We start from the raw sequence: 19,410 nt of genomic DNA on the forward strand, positions 1-19,410 counted from the left end.
TCCCCATTCCCCTCCTGGGAGGGGAATGGGGTGGGTCCCCATCTCCCCATCTCCCTATCTCCCCACACTTCCGAAAAACCTTATTTATTATTGGTAGATCCAGGCAAGAACTTTAATATGTCATTAAGAGCATCAGAGGAGTTGTTTCCAGGAGAGTTAACCTTAGGCACACCTGTTCCCGATGGCAGGGAAGGAATAAAGTCAATGGATTGACCTGAGGATCCTGGTAGAGTAGCTAGGGCTACGCGATCGCCTCCCACTTGTCGTAGCACATCCAATACCTGAACGACCTCGTTGTAACTAGCCTCCTTGGCAGCATAAAGAGCCATCAACCCATAAGGATTGGTTTGACGATATGCCTGCAGTTTCTTTTTGAACTGCTCTTGGGTTACTACTGGCTCCTGTTCAACATAGAGTTGACCAAATTCATTAAGGCTAACCATTAAGATTTGCCGTCCTTGAGGCTTAGCAGTACTTGCCTTAGGCAAATCCACGCTCAGGGCTTGCTGGCGAGATAAAGTAACAGCTGCCAAAATGAAAAAGGTCAGAATACAAAAAATCACATCAATCAGGGGAACAATCTCAACCCGAACCTCTTCCGGCGAGCTATCCATTCGCAGTCTTAGAGGACGGACTGCCATGGGGGAACGAGCTGAATCCTTTTTTTTATTCATAAATTTTTCCTGTGACTAAGAGCTTTCTTCTTGTTGTAACCAATCTTGTCGATAAAGCAATTCCAACTCGCTTCCAGCTTTGCGAAACACTTTAACTTGGTTAAACCAAAAAGCCTGAAATAGTCGATAGAAAGCCAGACTGATAATCGCCACAATCAAACCTGTAGCTGTGCTAATCAGTGATTCTCCAATCCCCTGAGTCACCCCATCGGTGGAAGCTGTGCCAAGGTCACTAATGCGAATGGAACCCAATGAATTAATCAAGCCCAACACTGTACCAAGTAATCCCAACAGTGGTGCTAGAGCAATCACAGCTTCCAGGAGTTTGTCTCCCCGTCGCATAGCAGCTAATTCATCATCCGCAGCCGACTCTAGAGCCAGTCGGAATACTTCTGGTTCAGGATTATTTAGTCGTAAAGGAGCATACAAATATCTACCGATGGGTTGTCGGCGTGACTCTAGGGCAATCTGTCTAGCAACATGCCAGCTACCAGCTGCTGCCTCTAGAACACGATTAACAATTATGCCTTCCCTCAACGCTATAGTTGCCCAAAACCAGATCCGTTCAAAAATTGTACCCATAGTCAGGATCGATAGAGCCAACAGAGGCCACATGGCGATCCCACCTTTTGCAATAAGTTCGACAATATCCACGACTTGCCCTTACTTCCAAATAACTCAGTGGTCTATCAATCTTCTATTGATTTTCAACCACTTGCCAAGAAACTGATCCTATTCTCCACAAGTTAACTGATTAGGTCAGGAAATTTACACTTGGACTTTAGCATATCCGGTACAGAGTGTCTTAGGTAGTGCGGGGAGTGTGGGGAGATAGGGAGAAACGGGAGATGGGGAGATGGGGAGAAACGGGAGATGGGGAGATGGGGAGATAGGGAAGAATTTCATTTCCATGGGGCTAAGGTCTGATCACGATAAGCAAATTCGATATTAGGTAAAGCCTCAATTTTTGGTTTCATGGTGGAATGGGCATCTTGCCCGTTTCATGGTGGAATGGGCATCTTGCCCGTTTCATGGTGGAATGGGCATCTTGCCCGTTTCAACTGCCTAAATTCTAGTAAAAACTCTAATCAAACGGGTGGTTATCCCCATAGTCGGTTTCTGGAAGAATCTGGCACTATAAATAGTAGCTATAGAGTATTGAGCCATTGTTTGGTACATCAGAGCCGGAGAGTTCCCCAGTCCGGTCTATAGGAAAAACCCCTTTTGTGGTTGCTTCTAATTGGAAGAAATCTTAACAAGTGTGGCCCTTGGGGATAACGAGTTTGGCTGGTCTCGGCTTATGAGCATTTAAAACCAGTCGTTTAAACCATTAGTTGGAGGTGTGGCTTTCCTACCCACGCAACTTGGTATGGGATGAGGTATTCAGCCGCAAATTTTGATGAACAATCCAATTCAATCTTTTTACAACTGGTATCGCAACACTATCCGCCATTCCAAGTACCGCTGGTGGATCATCTTGGGAACCCTAGTTTACTTTCTTAGCCCCATTGATATTTCCCCAGACTTTATTCCCATCATTGGGCAAATTGATGATATCGCAGTTATAACCCTGCTCGTTTCAGAGCTGTCTCAGTGGCTAATTGACTTTGCCAAAGCCCGCCAAAGCGAAAAGATTGCCAATGACTCTCAAGACCCTGAAGTCAAGACTGTGGATGTAGACTCTATTGGTGTCTAGTCAATGGTCTTGAGAGGATTTAGGCAGAAGTGATTATGTGAATCTACTTCTGCATTTTTTTGGCATTGCTGAATCTTCGCGCTGAATAGGAGTAGAGTGGGCATTCTGCCCGCCCGGAAATGAAACGGGCAAGATGCCCATTCCACAGGCGGCTCCCCGTTCTACCAAGATGCCGGAAAGTTGAAACAGCCAAGATGCCCATTCCACCAATATGCCAGGAAGGATACGGGCAAGATGCCCATTCCACGGACTTTTAGGGCGAACGACGGGACTCGAACCCGCGAGTGGTGGAACCACAATCCACTGCCTTAACCACTTGGCTACGCTCGCCATAATCTTACCGTTGTTGATTATAGCATCTTATTTGTTGGTTTATCAACAATCTCTGAAATTTTGATGGGTTTCTGCTCAGTCCGTCAGTCCTGTGGTTTGCTGACAATTGCTGCAATTGTCTTGCCCTCAAGGACTTCCATCACAGCTTTCGACGTTACCACTATTTTGCAGTTAATCTGGAACTCGAAGGCTTAATAGCCATCGTAATATATAATATATCGTTAAAAAATTCAGATGAAGATTTCACAGGTTGTCACCGCTGTTGGCACAATGGTGCTGGCGGTGGTGGGAGGCTCGATGGTGGTGACCAATCCTGGACAAGCTACCTATGAAGATTATGCGGTTGAGCAACTGAGCAAGTATCTAAAAGAAGAAGTTTGTCCCCAAGCTCCGGAAGCCCTAGACGGTTTCATCCGCCGTCAGTGTACCATACTGGTGGATACAGGACGACCCCAAATTAAGCAAGTTGTTGCCCAGACCACAAAGCGAGAAAATTTTTTGCTATTTAGTATTTACCGCACTGACCTGGATGTTGGTACGCTGATCCCTTCATACTCCTTTGAAACTGTTGGGATCTGTCAACAATTCTACCTTTACAAGGCTGATGAAAAATCATACTAAGGGTAGTTGTTAGATGGCGAGCACTGGTCTTTTTGTGGGGATGGTTACCTTAGACCTGGTATACCTCAGCAGCAACCTACCAAGCAGCAATGAAAAAATAACTGCCTCTGACTATACGGTAGCGGCTGGGGGACCAGCAACGAATGCAGCAGTAACGTTTAGCTATCTGGGGAATCTAGCTAAAATTCTAGGTGTGGTGGGAATTAATCCGATTACTCAGCTAATTCGCAGCGATTTGACCAGTCATGGCGTAATCATCGCCGACCTTGACCCAGCTAACCCCCAACCGCCACCAGTATCTTCTATCATTGTTACGGAATCCACAGGCGATCGCGCAGTTATTTCGATTAATGCTACTAAAATCCAAGCCAGCAGTACACAAATACCTCAGGATTTAGACTTGATGGTGGATGTGGTGCTCATTGATGGTCATCAGATGGTGGTTAGTAATGCGATCGCAAAATTTGCCAAAACTCATCATATCCCTGTAGTCATGGATGGCGGTAGCTGGAAGCCAGGATTTGAAACAATTTTGCCCTATGTTGATTACGCCATTTGCTCAGCCAATTTCTATCCACCAGGGTGCTCTGGCCAAGAAGAGGTGATGGCTTATGTCCTAGACGCTGGGATTGATCACATTGCCATTACCCAAGGAGAAAAACCAATTCAGTATCGTAGCTTAGGAGTGTCCGGTGAAGTACCCGTACCCCAGATTCAAGCAGTAGATACCTTGGGAGCTGGGGATGTGTTTCACGGTGCCTTCTGTCACTATATTCTACAGAAAGAGTTTACTGATGCCCTAGCCGCCGCAGCAAAGGTAGCTTCCAATTCCTGTCAGTTTTTTGGGACTCGTCGCTGGATGGAATAAGATATCGAAAATTAGAGCAACAAATGTTTGTCTGCCCACACCAATGGAGAACTAGAAGGGCTTATAGTCCGATGTGTAATCACAAATAGGCACGAAACCTGATGCAAGACTACCAAGCTCCCTGGTACCTAAGAAATGGCTTATTTCAAAGTATTGCTACCACTTACTGGTACGGCACGACCTGGAGTTGGTGGGGGGAAAGAGTACCTTGGCTTTCCCATTTGCCCCTGATGCCCTGGCAGGAACACATATTTACTGGTGCGGATCAGGTACCGTTGCGCGGATTGTGGAGTTGTCCTGACAATGCCAAAGGTACCCTGATTGTTAACTATGCCCTTACAGGGGATGTCGATAATGGTTGGTATAGTCGTACCCTTGCTCGTAAAGCCTACAGCAATGGTTGGGCAGTGTTAATTTATGATTGGCGCAGTAACGGACGCAGTGCACAACTATCCCCAGTCCCATCTTCTGACGGTTGGCGAGAAGGGGAAGATCAGTTGCAGCTAGCCATGCAATTAGTAAAGATGGGTTGCCCAGAACCTGTGGGTTTGGTGGGCTTTTCCATGGGGGGACAGTTGGCATTGTGGGGACTTAAGGCCGCAGTTGAAAACAATTGTTCTCTGGTCAGGTTTGGAGCAGTTTTGGCTCCTAATCTGGAATCGAATCGCTCCATAGATTATTTGCTATCTACGCCAATGGGACGTTTGATCGAACAGAGGTTCACTCATAAACTCAGGAAAACAGCTCAACAACGGTTAGAAAACTTTCCTGAGGCTGTCAAACCTGGTGTAGTGGAGTGCATTAAATCAATGCGGAGCTTTGACCAGTATATGGTGATTGATTACTACGGGTTTGCTAGCGTTAATGAATACTATCAGAAGACTAGTGGACTTTACCTGTTGGACAGCTTAGCTTTGCCCTATTTGATCATCTATGCTGCGGATGACCCGATTTTTGATCCTACTATTATTCCAGAATTGGAAGAGCGCACGAGTAGTAATCCCTATGCCAACTTGATTTTAACTCCCCAAGGGGGTCATGTGGCTCACATTAGTACAGGCAAAGGTGATGTGGATGAATTTTGGGGTTTGAATCGGCTTTTGGAATTTTGTGATGGTCAATTAATTCCTGGCAATCCTGAGAGGTTGTCTGAGAAGTATTATTTGCTACATCCAAGCCCCCTAAATCCCCCAATTTTGGGGGACTTTTAGAAGCAAATTGACTCTTGTTCCCCCCAAAGTTGGGGGGCTAGGGGGGCAAAATTCAGTATCAAAAAACTTTTCAGATATCCTCTGAATCACGTTAAGCTAAACATGACCAGTTGGATTTTTGAGTCGCTATTATCAATTTTCTATGGGTACAATTACCAAAGTCGTTGTTTATTCCCTGGGACTTTTCTTTTTCTGTACTACCCCAGTTTTTGCTCAACATACTCAACATAATAGTTCAACTGCCACTAGCCAGCAACAACAGATAGAAACGGTTAATCTACTATCCCTACCAGAGGTATTACCGGAATGGAAAAAAGCCCGGGTTATCTATTTAGGAGAAACTCACAGCAGCCAAAAAGATCATGAGGCGCAGTTAGCGATTATTAAAGCACTAACCCGTGAAAATTCCAAAATTGCGATCGCAATGGAAATGTTCCAGCGCCCAGCTCAAGATATCCTGGATCAATACCTAGGCGGGGAAATCACAGAAGCTGAGTTGGTTAAGCAAAGTGAGTATGAACAACGCTGGGGCTTTCCTTGGGAATATTATGCTCCCCTGGTACGCTTTGCTAAAACTAATCAACTGCCTGTGTTAGCCTTAAATACACCCACTGAGGTCACTCGTAAAGTAGCCCGTAGCGGTTTAGAGAGTTTAACCTCTGCTGAGCAGGAACATATTCCCCCATTATCGGAAATTCGCACAGATAACGCTGATTACCGCAACCTGATTCAGGGATTCTACCAACAACATCACCACGCCGGTCATAGCAATAGTCGCAACTTCGACAATTTTTTCACTGCCCAAGTGTTATGGGATGAAACCATGGCAGAGAAGATTGCTTTGTTTGCCCAAGCTAACCCAGATTATCAAGTAGTAGTGATTGCTGGGCAAGGTCATATTATCTATGGCTACGGTATACCCAGTCGGGTTGCTCGACGATTCAATAATCAGTTGGAACAAATTTCCGTTTTGTTGGGTGTTCAGTCAGAGAAACTGGCAGGAGAAAATGCGATCGCAGATTATTTATGGGAACATCCCTTTTGAAGTTAGAAGTTAGAAGTTTGAAGTTTGAAGTTTGAAGTTATCATTATACATTTGACCTTCTACATTCTACATTCTTAATTCTACATTTGGCCTTCTACATTCTTAATTCTACATTTGGCCTTCTACATTTGGCCTTCTGCATTCTTAATTCTACATTCTTAATTCTACATTCTACTTGCCTTATCCCCGAGAAACTCTACCAAAGGCTTAAACACACTCACTAATTCCGGACGTGCTGCAACTAGAGTCGGAAACGACCGCTCACCGTAATCTTCGCCCACTTGCAAGGGGAAAATTTCCTGAGAATCTAGGGGTACCCAAACTGCCCCAGATGCGTGAATAATCACCCAAGCTCCAGCAAAATCCCAAATTTTCGGGGTTGCTTCCACTCCTCCTAAGGTGACACCGTTGGCAGTGGCCAGAAAGTTGTAACTGGCAACCCCTAGCATCCGAATTTTGCAGGGGAAGGGTTGCTTCATCACTGAGGTACTACGGGCGCACAGGTTGAAAAAGTGGTTTTGGCTAGGGGAATCCTGGCTGCTGTGGATGGGACGTCCATTGAGAAAAGCACCGTTTTCTACACCACTGAGCTCCGATTTCCCCAGCCAAAAACCATGAAAAGATTGCTGGACAGGAGCAAAATGAATATAACCAAACACTGGAGTTCCCTGATACAACAAGCCTAAGGAAACCCCCCACAGGGGAATTCCTCTAGTAAAGTTGGTGGTGCCATCAAGAGGGTCAATAATCCAGCACCATTCAGACTCAGGAAATTGGTGGGATGCTTCTTCACTCAGTACGCCATGGCTGGGGAAATCAGATGCGATCGCATCTCTAATTTCTTGATCTGCCCACCTGTCCGCCTGGGTCACTAACGTACCATCCGCTTTTTCGGACCCTTGTACCTGACCAAAGTCCTGAAGGTGCCGATTCCCGACACGGTTTGTGGTGTCCTTGGCAAAGTTGAGAATATCTGTCCAAAAATCATTCATATCAAGTCCGGTGGTGCGCGGTACCGGACATGATATCATGGTGTCGTTCTCCGGTAAAAACCACCCATCTACCTTAGTTTGTTGAGTTAGTTTGTGGTTTGTTTAACTCTAGACAATCCCCACAGAGCAGGTCAAAGTTGCCGAATATATTAACTATGTACTATTGCTTAAAGGTTCGTTTCCGTTGAACCTTGGCCAATAGGCCACGCTACGGAACTTGGCAACCCTTCAACTTGCCAACCTTCCCTACTCCCTACTCCCTACTCCCTACTCCCTACTCCCTAAAATCCAGATTGATAAATACGATATGAACTTATTCGGTAGTAATCGGCAAGACTTAGCAATACACAAGTGGCAACATCAGTTAGATCAGTTTGTTAAAGCCAATCAAAAAGAATTAGCTGCACTAGCTTGGGGGCTCTTTCTGGAAAAAGGAGAAAGTGATGAGACCCTCGGACTTGACATGAAACCGAAGCCACATTTTGTTTACTGTCCTAGGGAAGCAATAGAAACCCTAAATCGTCAGGTTAATAACCAAATTCAGGAAATTTTGGGAGTGGTGGATGCTCATAAACCTGAGCAGGAAGTTCTAATTATTGGCATTGGTAATGGACAGTTGAAACTGATTCAATTTGAACCTGAACTTTCACCAGCAGAGTGCTTTAAAGAAGTTGGTAAAGATGTCGATAAATTATTAGAAGAATTAGAGAAGCAGATGAGTGAAACAATAAAGTAGGGATATACAGTAGGGATATCAAGTCCGGTTAATTACTTCAAGTTTATTACCCCTACTCCCTACTCCCTACTCTCTACTCCCTATTCCCTACTCCCTAAGAGGATATCTGAAAAGTTTTTTGATATTGAATTTTGCCCCCCTAGCCCCCCAATTCTGGGGGGAACAAGAATCCATTTGCTGGTAAAAGTCCCCCAAAATTGGGGGATTTAGGGGGCTTGGATGTAGCAAATGAGACTTCTCAGACAACCTCTAAAATCTTATACAAAATTCCCTCAAACTTCTAGCCAAATTGATAGTGCTTTCTAACATTAGAAAGAATCTTCCAGGTGCAAGACATTCCAGCTGGGAAGGTTACCAAATCTCCTTTGGCAATTTCAACTGATTCACCGCCATCTGGCGTTACAACTACTTCACCCTCTAGCAAGTAACAAATTTCCTGTTCATCGTAAGTCCAGGGAAATTCCGAGACTTCCTTTGTCCAAATTGGCCAATTTGAGATACCTAATTTATCGAGATGGTCTTGGCTAGGACGTTCAATCAGAATTTTATTGATATTGGTTGGTGTAGACATACTTTTTGGAACTTAAGTTTTCAGTGGTAAGCATTCATTTTCATGAAAGCTATAAGCTAATACGCATCAGCTGATAGCTGAATGCTGACGGCTGACCGCTGATAGCTGACGGCTGATAGCTTTCATCCTAATCATATAGGGCATCGAGCAAAAACTTAGTAATCTCACTTTCCTCCATAGCTGACAAAAGCTTAGTGTCCGCAATGTCTAACTTAGCGCCCGCAGCATGTAAATCATCATCTAAAGCCGTTAGAAAACCTCGAGTAATCGGGTCTTCTCCCACTTGGGCAAACATCACACCCAGTTCTTCCTGAGAATCCATCTTCTTAGTTGCTGCAACTAGTAATTTTACTACAGCCATCCGTGGCTTTGGTTCACTATCCAGGATGACGATAATAATATCACCGTTTTCTTTCGTCTGCTGGCGGGATTTACGGCTAAAGTGATCATCAATTGCCACTTTGAGCGGCTCAACCACATTGATGCTGTCTGAACCATAGGGCTGCTCAAACAGGTCAACTAATGCCTGACTAGTGGTGTTGTCATATTTTTGATAGGGAGTAGATGCAATGTAAATAGTGAGTCCGTCTGGATCGAGTTCCTCACATTTCTTTGCCAAGGCGATAATAGACTCCTGAGCTAGCAACCACTGCTTGTCTAGTCCAGGCAGGGTTCCAAAGGTTTTAGAGGCATTTCTTGCCAGAATTATGGTGTAGTCTCGGTTTTGCAATAGGTCTTGAGACACAGTTATCCTCTGATCTCCATTAGGATCTTATCCTAAGTTTTCCCAGAAATCCTGATCAGATCCAATCAGGAGTTGGGAGAGTCTAGTTGAAAATGTTCTTTTTCTATAGCTAAGTAGTCGGAAACAATTAACGTTAACTGTTAAGACTTGAGAAGTTCGGGTCTCGGAATAGGGAACAGCAACGGTTTGATAAAATTCAAATTTATTAACATAGTTTAAAAAAAATTTATAGCGTTTCTCGTAGTAATGATATCTATAGCAATTCTAGGACTTATGAGGTACAAATATCTAGGTTTTAGGGAGCAGGGAGCAGGGAGCAGGTAAAAGAGAAACCCACCCCTAACCCCTCCCAGGAGGGGAAGGCAAGAGCCAATATTCAAACAATTATGTGTACCTCATGAGTCCTAAAAACGTTATAGCAATTCTAAATCATTTGTAAAATCAGCAAAATCACAATTTTGGCGCTTTGTAGGCAGGGTTTACTGCAACCGTTACCCTTGCATCAATCCATAGGTCTGTTAGTTCCTATGAATCAGGGTAGGCTATTGAATTAAACCCCGCTCGGGTAAGCACTGACTAACATAATTGCGCTTGTGAGGGGGAAAATCAGGATTGTCCTCTGATTACAGCAATTCAACTGATGTTTCCTGATTTTCTGCCCTCCAATACCCAGCAGCTAGTTGAGTCTAGCTCAATTGTTCTTGCTCAAAGTATCCAGCGTCAAGCTATCTCAACTCCCCTGAGCCCACAGGCCATTGCCACAACTTACGTTAATCAGGGTAAGGGTGGCACGCCGATTCTGTTACTCCATGGCTTCGATAGTTCCCTGCTAGAATTACGCCGCTTGCTACCACTGCTGGCTCAGGAAAATGAAACCTGGGCAGTGGATTTGTTGGGTTTTGGGTTTACGGATCGCATGGCAGGGACTCCGTTTAGTCCAAATGCGATCGCAACCCATCTCTATTATTTCTGGAAAACCCTGATTAGAACACCAGTGATTGTAGTCGGAGCCTCGATGGGAGGTGCAGCGGCGATTGATTTTACCCTCACTTACCCCCAGGTAGTTAAACAGTTAGCTGGCCGTAAAAGAAGCCCCACACCTCAATCCGCAAGGATGAGTGTGGGATGAATTTTACACAGGGTATGCACGGAACAGGGAAACGAGCTATCAAGCTTGTGATCAATTCAGACGAAGTCATACCGCGTTTCTGTGCTTCTTGCTAGAACTGCCTTTTTTCAAAGTCGGTAATTCTGATTACTAGTTTTTTGTATTTCATTTTGGATTGACATTTGTTCAGACGCTTGTTACAATATTAATAGGTCGGTAAACAAGGTAACAACCAAGGATGAGATTAGCGTATCAGTACAAGATCAAGCCAACAAAAGCACAAAAAGCCGTTATAGATAATTGGCTGTCAATGCTGTGTGCTCAATATAATTATTTGTTAGCTGATCGATTTAACTGGTACGAACAGAATCGTTGTTATGTTAATGCTTGTCCCCTTGTTTGTCATCTTTCAGAATTAAAGGAAAATCCCGATTATTACAGCCAAAAAAAGACTCTACCAAACCTGAAAAAGACTCATCCTTGGTACAGGCAGATTCACTCTCAGGTACTTCAGGATGTTGTCAAGAGGGTAAAACTGGCTTTTGATAGGTTCATAAAAGGAGACAGTAACGGTAGGCGAAGTGGGCGACCTAGATTCAAAAAACGGCACCGTTACCGTACTTTTACCTACCCTCAAATGAAAGAGGGATGTCTGGAAGGTGATCTAATAAACCTCCCTAAGATAGGCATGGTAAAGGTTGTACTCCACCGCCCTATTCCCGCTGGATTTAAAATAAAAACAGCCTCTATTACTAACAAATGTGATGGCTATTATCTGGTCTTATCTCTGGAGGACAAGACTGTTCCTGAGGTAAAGCCAGATATTAATCCGGACTCAATGATTGGGATTGATGTTGGCCTTAAAGATTTTTTGACGACTTCTGAAGGGGAATCTGTCGAGATACCTCAGTACTATCGAAAAGCTCAAAAACGTCTAAAAGTAATCCAGAAGCGTGTATCTCGTAGAAAGAAGGGAGGTAAGAACAGGCTCAAAGCTATCAAACAGCTTGGATTACAGCACAAGAAGGTAGCAGACAAGCGGAAAGATTTTCATTTCAAGACCGCAAATTATTTGTTATCAAAATATGATGTTGTTGCTCATGAAAAATTAAACGTAAAGGGACTGGCTAAGTCCCGATTGGCTAAATCTGTGTTGGATGCTGGGTGGTCAAGCTTTCTGACAATTCTTTCAAGCAAAGCCTTAAATGCTGGCTTGTTGGCAGTTGCAGTAAGTCCCAAAAATACTTCGCAGAATTGCTCCAATTGTGGAAAAAAAGTTCCTAAAAAACTGCATGTTCGCTGGCATGATTGCCCTCATTGCGGATGCAGTCTTGACCGGGATCATAATGCGGCAATAAATATAAAAAATAGAGCGGCAGGGCAGTCCGTTCTTAAAGCCCAGCGCCTCCTAAGGGATGCCCGGATTGGCTGGGAAGCCTACACCGAACCTGAAAGGTCGGTGTAGGAGTTGTCACTATTAATAGATAGCGCTGGCTGCACCAAGGCTCCCCCGATTGGGAAGTTCTTATTTCCTCCCTTAGGCTACCTAGCGACAGCATTTTTGGCTAATCCCAAGGTAAGGCAAGGTATAAGTAGAAACGCCTACTATGATAAAGGTTTGGCCTCTGAAGATGCCCGAATTTGTGCTGCATTGCACCTAGAAATGCCTGGTTGGAATCAAGCCTTGATTGCGTTTACCAAAAGTGGTGGTTATGGTGATTTTGGGGATAAGCTGGCTCAGATTAGCCAGCCAACTCTAATTTTATGGGGTGACCATGACCAAATTTTAGGGACTGCTGCTGCTAGTAAGTTTAAGCATGCGATCGCACAATCTCAATTAATCTGGATTAAAGACTGTGGTCATGTGCCTCACTTGGAACAAGCTCAAGTTACTGCTGAGCATATTTTAGAATTTGCTTAGAATTCGGCATATAGCAAAGGGAACAGGGAACAGGGAACAGGGAACAGGGAACAGGGAGCAGGGAGCAGGGAGTAGGGAACAGGGAACAAACATTCTCTCAATTGATTTAGGATTGCTATAGCTTCAGGAGCCTAGCGGTTTTTAGCCTAATGAGGTACACAGGATTTTTTCCTTGTTCCCTCTTCCCCTCCTGGGAGGGGTTAGGGGTGGGTTACTCTTTCCTGTTCCCTGTTCCCTGTTCCCTGTTCCCTAAAACCAGGAACTCTGTACCTCACCAAATTTAAAACCGCTATATAGCATTTTCAATTTAGATTTGAAAACGCGATCGCATGTCCAACATACCAGGTAATATTGGGATAAGCTGGTTCCAGGGGCATGATTTTATATCCTAGAGAGTCAATAAACATCTCAATGGTTTGATTCTTGAGTTTGAAGGACTCTTGATTCCCATCATCTACTTCATAAATCAGGATGGGCTGATATTCTTTAATAGTTTGAATCATCCCCCTTAAAACATTAATTTTTGCTCCTTCCACATCGATTTTCACGACCGTTGGGGGTTTCAAAGTCTTTTGGGACACCAAATCATCAATAGACACAAGATCAACTGTCATTTCACCCCTGAGATCTGGAGGTGTACCCGCTGTAGCTAAAGTAGCTCCCCCTGAATGATGGGCCAGCAACAATTCTCCGGTTCCGGTTGATTCAGAAACTGCTTGAGGGAAAACAGTAACATTGGAGAAACTATTAAGCTCCACATTCCGTAGAATAATATCAGCATTGTTTGGAACTGGCTCAAACGCATAAACGTGTCCAGATGGCCCAACTAGCTTCGCAGCAATAATAGTAAAAAAGCCAATATTAGCACCGATATCATAGAAGATATGATCGTGGTTTAAGCAGCTTGCTAAAGCCTTCTGAAGTGGAAGTTCATAGGTACCACGTGCAAAATCAGGATTAGAACCATCCCCATGGAATTTTAGTCCTGCACCTACTCCATTGTTAAGGGTTACCTGTTGATTGCTTAAAGTCATTAGTCTAAACCTTTGCTACAAAGTTTTGAAATACACTTCCTGTATCATTTCCCCATTCCCAGTTAGCGACAATCCCAACTCGGTTAATTCTAAGACGCGCCGCATCTGGATAAACATCTGTCAGGGCACGATACAATACTGGTTCATCATTGATGAATATCATGTAATTCATGCCGTCAAAAATCATGCGGAGCCGATGGGAGACACCCCAGGAAATGCGTTTACCCACATTTGTCCAGACAGCATCATATAATTCTTCAAAGCCATTGAGATAGAAAAAGGAAGAAATGGAAGCACCACCGTAACAGTCATCTAACCAGTTATTCATAATGATATAATTGTCAGCATCCTGCCAAAAGATAAATCCTCCACGACCTTTTTCTCCTTGTCCTCGTCTAGTTCCAGGGGGAGTAATGTCTACCTGTAAATCCGCTATGTCTGGGTGATCCCAATCAATGGTGTAGGCAGTGCGACCTGGATTATGATGCTTAGCATCAGCTCGGACTTTTGCTGTACTATTCCCAGTCAGCTCAATTACCCCTAGCCCAATATTCCGATCCCAGACTTTGCTACCACTAGTGGTGGTTTTTCCCATCAAGTCCCCAGCTGCACCAGCAAAATCTTCAGTGATAGCTATTTCGGTACCCTCTACTACCCAAGGGGATCCCAGGTCGAGTTCGGAAGGAATAGGGATAGTGCGTGGGTGAGCCTCAAAGGAGCGAAAATACAGACTATTATTAGGGTTAATCCCACCAATGCCAACACCGGTAGCGTTTGCCAGGCGGGTATCTGTAAACCACTTGTTAAAGACTAACTGGCCATTGAGATACACGCTGAAGGTCTTACCATCATCCAATATCTGTAAAGAGTTGATTGCTAACGGCTGTAAATACCATAGATCGCTAACAGCTAAACATTCCCAGCTATCATGGTCTTGAATCATAAGTTGACATTTGTCTGCGTCTGCTAGGAAACTCCAGAATTGGTTTTTATCCTGAACACGCCACACAATGCGGACTCCAGTTATCTGAGTAGAGGTTTCAATCAGCAAATGGATTAGCCCAGAGGGTGTGGGACACTCCAACATAGCGACGCTATCCGGTTGAGTGGCTCTAGCACCATTAGCTGTTAACTCATAACTTCCTTGAGAGACACTCCAAAAACCACCCTTATCCGCTTCAGCACCATCTAGCAAACCATCACCAATCAGGTCATCTGCCACCTGAGCTGTACCGTACCAGGTGGCGATGTCTGAAATTTGGGCTACATTAGCGCCATAGATTCGCGTATCGACTTGAAAACCATCCTGTCCCAGAATACTTTGGTATACACCAGCATATACTGTTGGATCATCATTGAAAGGATCAATAGCAATGGGACGCATGTTAGGGTAAGCGGCCATACCATGAGCATTAGGAACAGAAGCAGCATAATAGGCGGCTCCCTTTTCCCGCAGAACCACGATGTAATAAACCTGGAGATTTTGTAAGCCCCTAAATGCTGAGAGTAGATACCCCCCCAAGCGAGTCCACAACTCTCCATTTTCTGCCCCAGTGGCATGAACAATAAAGGTATTTCCCTCTGCAGTTGCGTCAATAGGAACTTCCCTGGGGAACCAACCCACTGCCAGATTCTCATCAAGATTTGGCAATTTAAACGATTTGAAATATTTGGAAATTCTGGAGGTACTACGAATCCACCATAGGAGCTTTCGCAACATCCTGCTTTTTTCCTGACTGGAAGTCCAACGCAGAAGTCGTTTAGCCGGTTTATCTGTCTCAGGACCAATCATCCACCGATGGAGTCGTTGTGTTAGGGGCTCAATCCTTTCGGTCTGGGATGTATTATGACCATTGCTCAGAAACACTGCAAAGGCCAGTCCATTGGTACGGGTATAAGGACCATACGCAATGCCCTGTCTGCCCCACGCAGGTTTTAGCAGAGGCTGGAGACGTAATGCGCCATTGTCAATCCCAATCAGCTTTTCGACATCTATACCCTTACGAACTGCACCACTGGGAGTTTTAGTACCAATGGTTTTACCTGCACAACAGTTGTCTGAGAATGTGTCTGTGAAGGATTTGTTTCCTAAATTTTTTGGTCGATTTAATTGTTGCATGTTGTTACTTCTTTATAGCAAGTATTATACCCATGAGGTACAAATCTCTGGGTTTTAGGGAGCAGGGAGCAGGGAGCAGGGAGCAGGGAAGAGGGAAGAGGGAAGAGGGAAGAGGGAAGAGGGAAAAAATAATGTGTACCTCATAGCTATGATAAAAGCTATATATAGTGTTTTTAAATGAGATGTGAAACTAGGATTGATGGAAATTATGACTTCCCTAATCCCTACTCCCTAATCCCTACTTCCTACTCCCTATCCAATTGAGAAGATAAACAAAAAATAAAATGGATATATGATGCCCCATATATCCAGAACTGATATGACTGATAAAAATCTTGAACACTCTTGTTACTTATGATTTCATGATTATCTTGAATGAAGTTGCCAAATTGGCTAATTTATCGCTAGCGATGCAGCGCAGTCTTGGGGGTTTCCCCCATGAGCGACTGCATCAAGATTATTCAGAATTATGAGTCAAACTATATCGACGAAATAATTCATAGTTTTGAAAAAAGCAGTCTAAAAACTCTCCGTCTGACACATCTCTCAGGGTTAGCCAGCGTGGATGATTAATGAGTTGTTTCATTTGAGATTGATGTTGGTCTAGGGCAGTACGTTTGATATCAAAAACATCACCAATATAGACAGATAATCTAAAATCATTCAGTAAGCGAAACCCTGACATTATGGTTTTTTGAAAAAAGGAGACCAGGTTTGGTTTACTCCCTTCCACCCTTGTCCAAGGCCAGTGATTCCAAAACCATATAGGATACTCATAAACTGTCACATCAAATTTAATTGTTTTGAGTGCAGCTACGACAATTTCATTGGTAGCATTATGGTCAGATACCCCATCGTTGTAGTAGGGAACAAAAATTTCTTCAGGAAGATAGTTAAGAATAATTTTGGCGACGTTTTGGATAGCCAAATTTCTAGTTTTATCTAATGTTCCATCTTTGAATTCTAGAAAGCTGACATCATGCTGTTGCAGACCAAGTTGTTGAGCGGCTGCCAAGGCTTCATTAGCACGTATTGATTTGACCTGATTTGCTGGAATCAGATGAGCATGAGATTGACATCCATCTGTCATAAAAACAATTTTTATATCGGCTCCGGCTTGCTTTTTACGGATAATTGTTCCACCACAGCCCAGGGTCTCATCATCCTGATGGGGGGAAAATATAATCGCCGAGCGTCTTAGATTATTTCTGTCATACTCAACTCTGGTACTATGGATTAAAAAACGATAAAACTGGCGTACCAGAGTTTGTAAGGATAATTTATTGTTCATTTTTAACTTGTCACTTGTCACTATTCCCTGATCCGAAGTTCAACAGGGTGCATCTCATTTTTGGTGTTTGAGCCGGTGGTGCGTTACGGGGCGGACTTTCCCAAGGCTGGCTACGAGGCTGAAAATGACGGCGAGCCCCCCTAACGCACCCTACGCAACTATTCCCTGATCCGAAGTTCAACACTTGTGTCTTTTGCTGTCAAAGAATAGTCTTGTACTGCGTAAGTAAATCATCAACAACTTTCTCGAAAGAAAATAGTTCAACCGCTCGCTGATGTCCAGCTTGTCCCATGGATGTTCTAAGTTCTTGGTCAGAAAGAAGTTGCAAGATGGCGTCTGCTAAAGCATCAGCATTACTCCGTTCAACCAGCAGACCTGTCTTACCATCTTCCACAATCTCGGGAAAAGCACCAGCTTGGGTAGCAATAACGGGAAGACCTGCAACCATAGCTTCGACAATTGGCATCCCAAATGCTTCGTGACATACTGACGGAAATACAAAAATGTCTGCCTGCTGATAATAATTGACTAACTTAGATTGAGGAAGGGAGCCAGTGAAGGATACTTGGCTGGCTAGATCAGCACCAAAGTGATCATTCAATTCGGACAGGTATCGTCTCACGTAACCTGTCCAACTTTCATCACCGTAGAATGACGCTAACTCTGCCACTTTAGAGTCATCACTTAATCCCACAAGATAGTCGTAGGGTAATGCACCTACAGGACCAACGAGATCAAGTTTGGTTTGAGGGCAGCGCTCGAGCACTTTTTTAAAAGCCTCTAATAAGACATGGGATCCTTTTTCTGGAGATACTCTACCCACGTAGAGTAATCGTTTAGCAGAATTGTTTTTGCTGCCATTTTGCTGATTATGCTTGACATAGAAATTCATGAAGCGATCAAGGTTTACCCCATTAAAAACCGGCTGACAGCGCTCGGCAAATTTAGGAAAACGCTGGCGAATCCCTTCTGTGATATACTTACTAGTACCAATAACTAAATCTACCTTACTAAGCCGCTTTTCTAGAATTTTGTGATCGAGTTGGGTCAACCACTCACAATGCATGTGCAGGGCAATTTTTATACCTGGGTTCAACGCTCGTATCACTGGAATAAACTGAGATAAGTTGTGAATGTGAACAACATCACATTGCTGTTTTCTCAAGTCATTGGCTACCTGTAAAATATATGCTAGGTAATAGAGTTGGGAGCCAAATATAGGACGTTTTTGATTTTGGAATCCTGGAATTTTTTCCAGATAGTTTAGCAGTTTTTGATCCCGACCTATGGGAATATATCGATAGTCTACTCCGTCATGAATTGCCGTATTAAAGCGTTCTCCTGGTGTATAGACAATAACATCACCATCTTGAACTAAAAGACGCACGAATTCATAGGTCAAAATCCCGATGGAATCCATCGGATTTGGAAACGATGTCATCACAAAGGGTTGACAGACAAATGCTATTTTTAATCGTTTCTTAGAATCTGCTCCGTTTAATTGATGATTTAATTTGTTGTTTAATTTGTTTTGCTCTCGGTCAATCCTAGCTAATTTATTTTGCACTAAAGTGGTGTAGACTACAGTGTTACTGGGATTGAGTTTGAGGACATTGTTATAGGACGCGATCGCATCATCTAATTTGCCTTGTTCCTGCAGAGCAACTCCCAAGGTATAATGACTGTTGACCAAGTCTGGCTGTATTGCGATCGCTTTCTGGTAGTAAGCCACCGCAGTCTTCAAATCGCCTCCTATTTTCCGACTAACGCCCAAATCGTGATTTAAGGCAGCGTAGTAGGCGTGTTTGTCTTGGGAAAGCTGCCCTTGAGCGTGGAGTGCATTACCCAAATTCACATCAGCTTCAGCACAGTTGGGCTGAATCTCCAAAGCTTTTTGATAGCATGCGATCGCATTTTCCCACTTGCCTTGTTGTTGTAGAGCATAGCCAAAGTTGTTGTAAAGCGCTACCGAGTTCGGCTGTAGGGCTAACGCTCGCTGATAAGCTTCCACTGCTTCTGACAATTGACCTTGAGCTTGACGCAAATTGCCTAAACTGAACCAAGCCTTGAAAGACTCCGGATTGACAAGGAGGGTTGTATTAAAAAACTCCTCAGCAGTTTGGTACTTACCTACCTGTTGTGCTAGCATTCCTAACCCATACAAGGCATCTGGTTGGTTAGGTATTCCTGCTAGAATCTGACGATAAACTTGCTCAGCTTCCACCAAGCGATTGGCTCGATGATATTGAAGAGCCACTTGAAGTGCTTCAGAAAGTTGTGTCACTGTTGTAATCCTCAATTTTTAGTTTTTAATTGGTAATTATCAATTGGTAATTGAAAACTGCTGTAACTAGGGTGTGTCTTCTTGCCTCGGAGATCCCCCATTATCCCCCTTAAAAAAGGGGGACGAGCGAGTATGGCTCCCCCCTTTTTTAAGGGGGGCTG

Annotated in this window: 17 protein-coding genes, 1 tRNA gene and 3 pseudogenes; 11 read left to right on the forward strand and 10 right to left on the reverse strand. The window is 43.9% G+C overall.

Annotated features, from left to right (window positions below):
• Positions 1-149 precede the first annotated feature (149 nt).
• Both BJP37_RS05365 and BJP37_RS05370 read right to left on the reverse strand, forming a co-directional pair.
• A pseudogene (locus BJP37_RS05365) lies at positions 150-674 on the reverse strand (ExbD/TolR family protein); the annotation flags it as partial.
• A 15-nt stretch (positions 675-689) separates the two neighbouring features.
• Positions 690-1,328 (reverse strand): MotA/TolQ/ExbB proton channel family protein, encoded by a 639-nt coding sequence (locus BJP37_RS05370; RefSeq protein WP_075897073.1) that lies wholly within the window; start codon positions 1,326-1,328, stop codon positions 690-692.
• A 321-nt stretch (positions 1,329-1,649) separates the two neighbouring features.
• Between BJP37_RS05370 and BJP37_RS35720 the strand changes: the two genes are divergently transcribed.
• Positions 1,650-1,886, forward strand: a complete 237-nt coding sequence (locus BJP37_RS35720) for a hypothetical protein (RefSeq protein ID WP_143727482.1) — start codon at positions 1,650-1,652, stop codon at positions 1,884-1,886.
• A gap of 187 nt (positions 1,887-2,073) precedes the next feature.
• Positions 2,074-2,370, forward strand: a complete 297-nt coding sequence (locus tag BJP37_RS05375; protein ID WP_075897075.1) for a YkvA family protein — start codon at positions 2,074-2,076, stop codon at positions 2,368-2,370.
• 257 nt (positions 2,371-2,627) lie between these two features.
• Here BJP37_RS05375 and BJP37_RS05380 read toward each other — a convergent pair.
• Positions 2,628-2,700, reverse strand: a tRNA-His gene (locus BJP37_RS05380).
• A 237-nt stretch (positions 2,701-2,937) separates the two neighbouring features.
• On the opposite strand from BJP37_RS05380, the gene BJP37_RS05385 reads away from it, so the two are divergent.
• The 4 genes from BJP37_RS05385 to BJP37_RS05400 all read left to right on the forward strand — a co-directional run bounded on the left by BJP37_RS05385 (position 2,938) and on the right by BJP37_RS05400 (position 6,448).
• Positions 2,938-3,324, forward strand: a complete 387-nt coding sequence (locus tag BJP37_RS05385; protein WP_070391431.1) for a DUF4359 domain-containing protein — start codon at positions 2,938-2,940, stop codon at positions 3,322-3,324.
• A gap of 13 nt (positions 3,325-3,337) precedes the next feature.
• Positions 3,338-4,192, forward strand: coding sequence for a sugar kinase (locus BJP37_RS05390; protein ID WP_075897077.1), 855 nt, complete (start codon positions 3,338-3,340; stop codon positions 4,190-4,192).
• A gap of 101 nt (positions 4,193-4,293) precedes the next feature.
• Positions 4,294-5,403, forward strand: coding sequence for a YheT family hydrolase (locus BJP37_RS05395; protein ID WP_229415210.1), 1,110 nt, complete (start codon positions 4,294-4,296; stop codon positions 5,401-5,403).
• Positions 5,404-5,545: 142 nt separating this feature from the next.
• The gene (locus BJP37_RS05400; protein WP_075897079.1) at positions 5,546-6,448 is read left to right on the forward strand and encodes a ChaN family lipoprotein; all 903 of its coding nucleotides are present in this window, start codon (positions 5,546-5,548) and stop codon (positions 6,446-6,448) included.
• A gap of 164 nt (positions 6,449-6,612) precedes the next feature.
• On the opposite strand, the gene BJP37_RS05405 is transcribed toward BJP37_RS05400, so the two are convergent.
• On the reverse strand, positions 6,613-7,440 hold the full coding sequence (locus BJP37_RS05405; RefSeq protein WP_075905783.1) for an inositol monophosphatase family protein: 828 nt from the start codon (positions 7,438-7,440) through the stop codon (positions 6,613-6,615).
• Positions 7,441-7,747: 307 nt separating this feature from the next.
• On the opposite strand from BJP37_RS05405, the gene ccmS reads away from it, so the two are divergent.
• Positions 7,748-8,176 carry a beta-carboxysome assembly chaperone CcmS gene (ccmS, locus tag BJP37_RS05410; RefSeq protein WP_075905785.1) on the forward strand — a complete coding sequence of 143 codons (429 nt, stop codon included), beginning with the start codon at positions 7,748-7,750 and terminating at the stop codon, positions 8,174-8,176.
• A gap of 280 nt (positions 8,177-8,456) precedes the next feature.
• Here the strand turns inward: ccmS and BJP37_RS05415 are convergent, their stop codons facing one another.
• Complete coding sequence (locus BJP37_RS05415) at positions 8,457-8,747, reverse strand: cupin domain-containing protein (protein WP_081431082.1); 291 nt, start codon at positions 8,745-8,747, stop codon at positions 8,457-8,459.
• A gap of 127 nt (positions 8,748-8,874) precedes the next feature.
• Entirely contained in the window at positions 8,875-9,492 is a 618-nt protein-coding gene (locus BJP37_RS05420; protein ID WP_075897081.1) for a vWA domain-containing protein, read from the reverse strand.
• Between the two features lie 640 nt (positions 9,493-10,132).
• On the opposite strand from BJP37_RS05420, the pseudogene BJP37_RS05425 reads away from it, so the two are divergent.
• From BJP37_RS05425 to BJP37_RS05435, 3 genes and pseudogenes are all read left to right on the forward strand, one after another.
• Positions 10,133-10,567 (forward strand): annotated as a pseudogene (locus tag BJP37_RS05425) (alpha/beta fold hydrolase); the annotation flags it as partial.
• A gap of 271 nt (positions 10,568-10,838) precedes the next feature.
• The gene (locus BJP37_RS05430) at positions 10,839-12,065 is read left to right on the forward strand and encodes an RNA-guided endonuclease InsQ/TnpB family protein (protein WP_075897083.1); all 1,227 of its coding nucleotides are present in this window, start codon (positions 10,839-10,841) and stop codon (positions 12,063-12,065) included.
• A 9-nt stretch (positions 12,066-12,074) separates the two neighbouring features.
• Positions 12,075-12,521 (forward strand): annotated as a pseudogene (locus BJP37_RS05435) (alpha/beta fold hydrolase); the annotation flags it as partial.
• A 302-nt stretch (positions 12,522-12,823) separates the two neighbouring features.
• Here BJP37_RS05435 and BJP37_RS05440 read toward each other — a convergent pair.
• On the reverse strand, positions 12,824-13,555 hold the full coding sequence (locus tag BJP37_RS05440) for an FkbM family methyltransferase (protein ID WP_075897085.1): 732 nt from the start codon (positions 13,553-13,555) through the stop codon (positions 12,824-12,826).
• A gap of 4 nt (positions 13,556-13,559) precedes the next feature.
• A complete protein-coding gene (locus BJP37_RS05445) occupies positions 13,560-15,674 on the reverse strand; it encodes a nucleotide-binding protein (RefSeq protein WP_075897087.1) in 2,115 nt (704 codons plus the stop codon).
• 335 nt (positions 15,675-16,009) lie between these two features.
• On the opposite strand from BJP37_RS05445, the gene BJP37_RS38565 reads away from it, so the two are divergent.
• Complete coding sequence (locus BJP37_RS38565; RefSeq protein ID WP_158069440.1) at positions 16,010-16,147, forward strand: hypothetical protein; 138 nt, start codon at positions 16,010-16,012, stop codon at positions 16,145-16,147.
• Here BJP37_RS38565 and BJP37_RS05450 read toward each other — a convergent pair.
• Both BJP37_RS05450 and BJP37_RS34235 read right to left on the reverse strand, forming a co-directional pair.
• Positions 16,132-16,965 carry a PIG-L deacetylase family protein gene (locus BJP37_RS05450; protein ID WP_075897089.1) on the reverse strand — a complete coding sequence of 278 codons (834 nt, stop codon included), beginning with the start codon at positions 16,963-16,965 and terminating at the stop codon, positions 16,132-16,134. The genes BJP37_RS38565 and BJP37_RS05450 overlap by 16 nt on opposite strands.
• Positions 16,966-17,164: 199 nt before the next feature.
• A complete protein-coding gene (locus BJP37_RS34235; RefSeq protein WP_081431083.1) occupies positions 17,165-19,249 on the reverse strand; it encodes a glycosyltransferase in 2,085 nt (694 codons plus the stop codon).
• Positions 19,250-19,410: the final 161 nt, after the last annotated feature.

Origin of the sequence: Moorena bouillonii PNG (assembly GCF_001942495.1) — a bacterium.
Lineage (GTDB): Bacteria > Cyanobacteriota > Cyanobacteriia > Cyanobacteriales > Coleofasciculaceae > Moorena > Moorena bouillonii.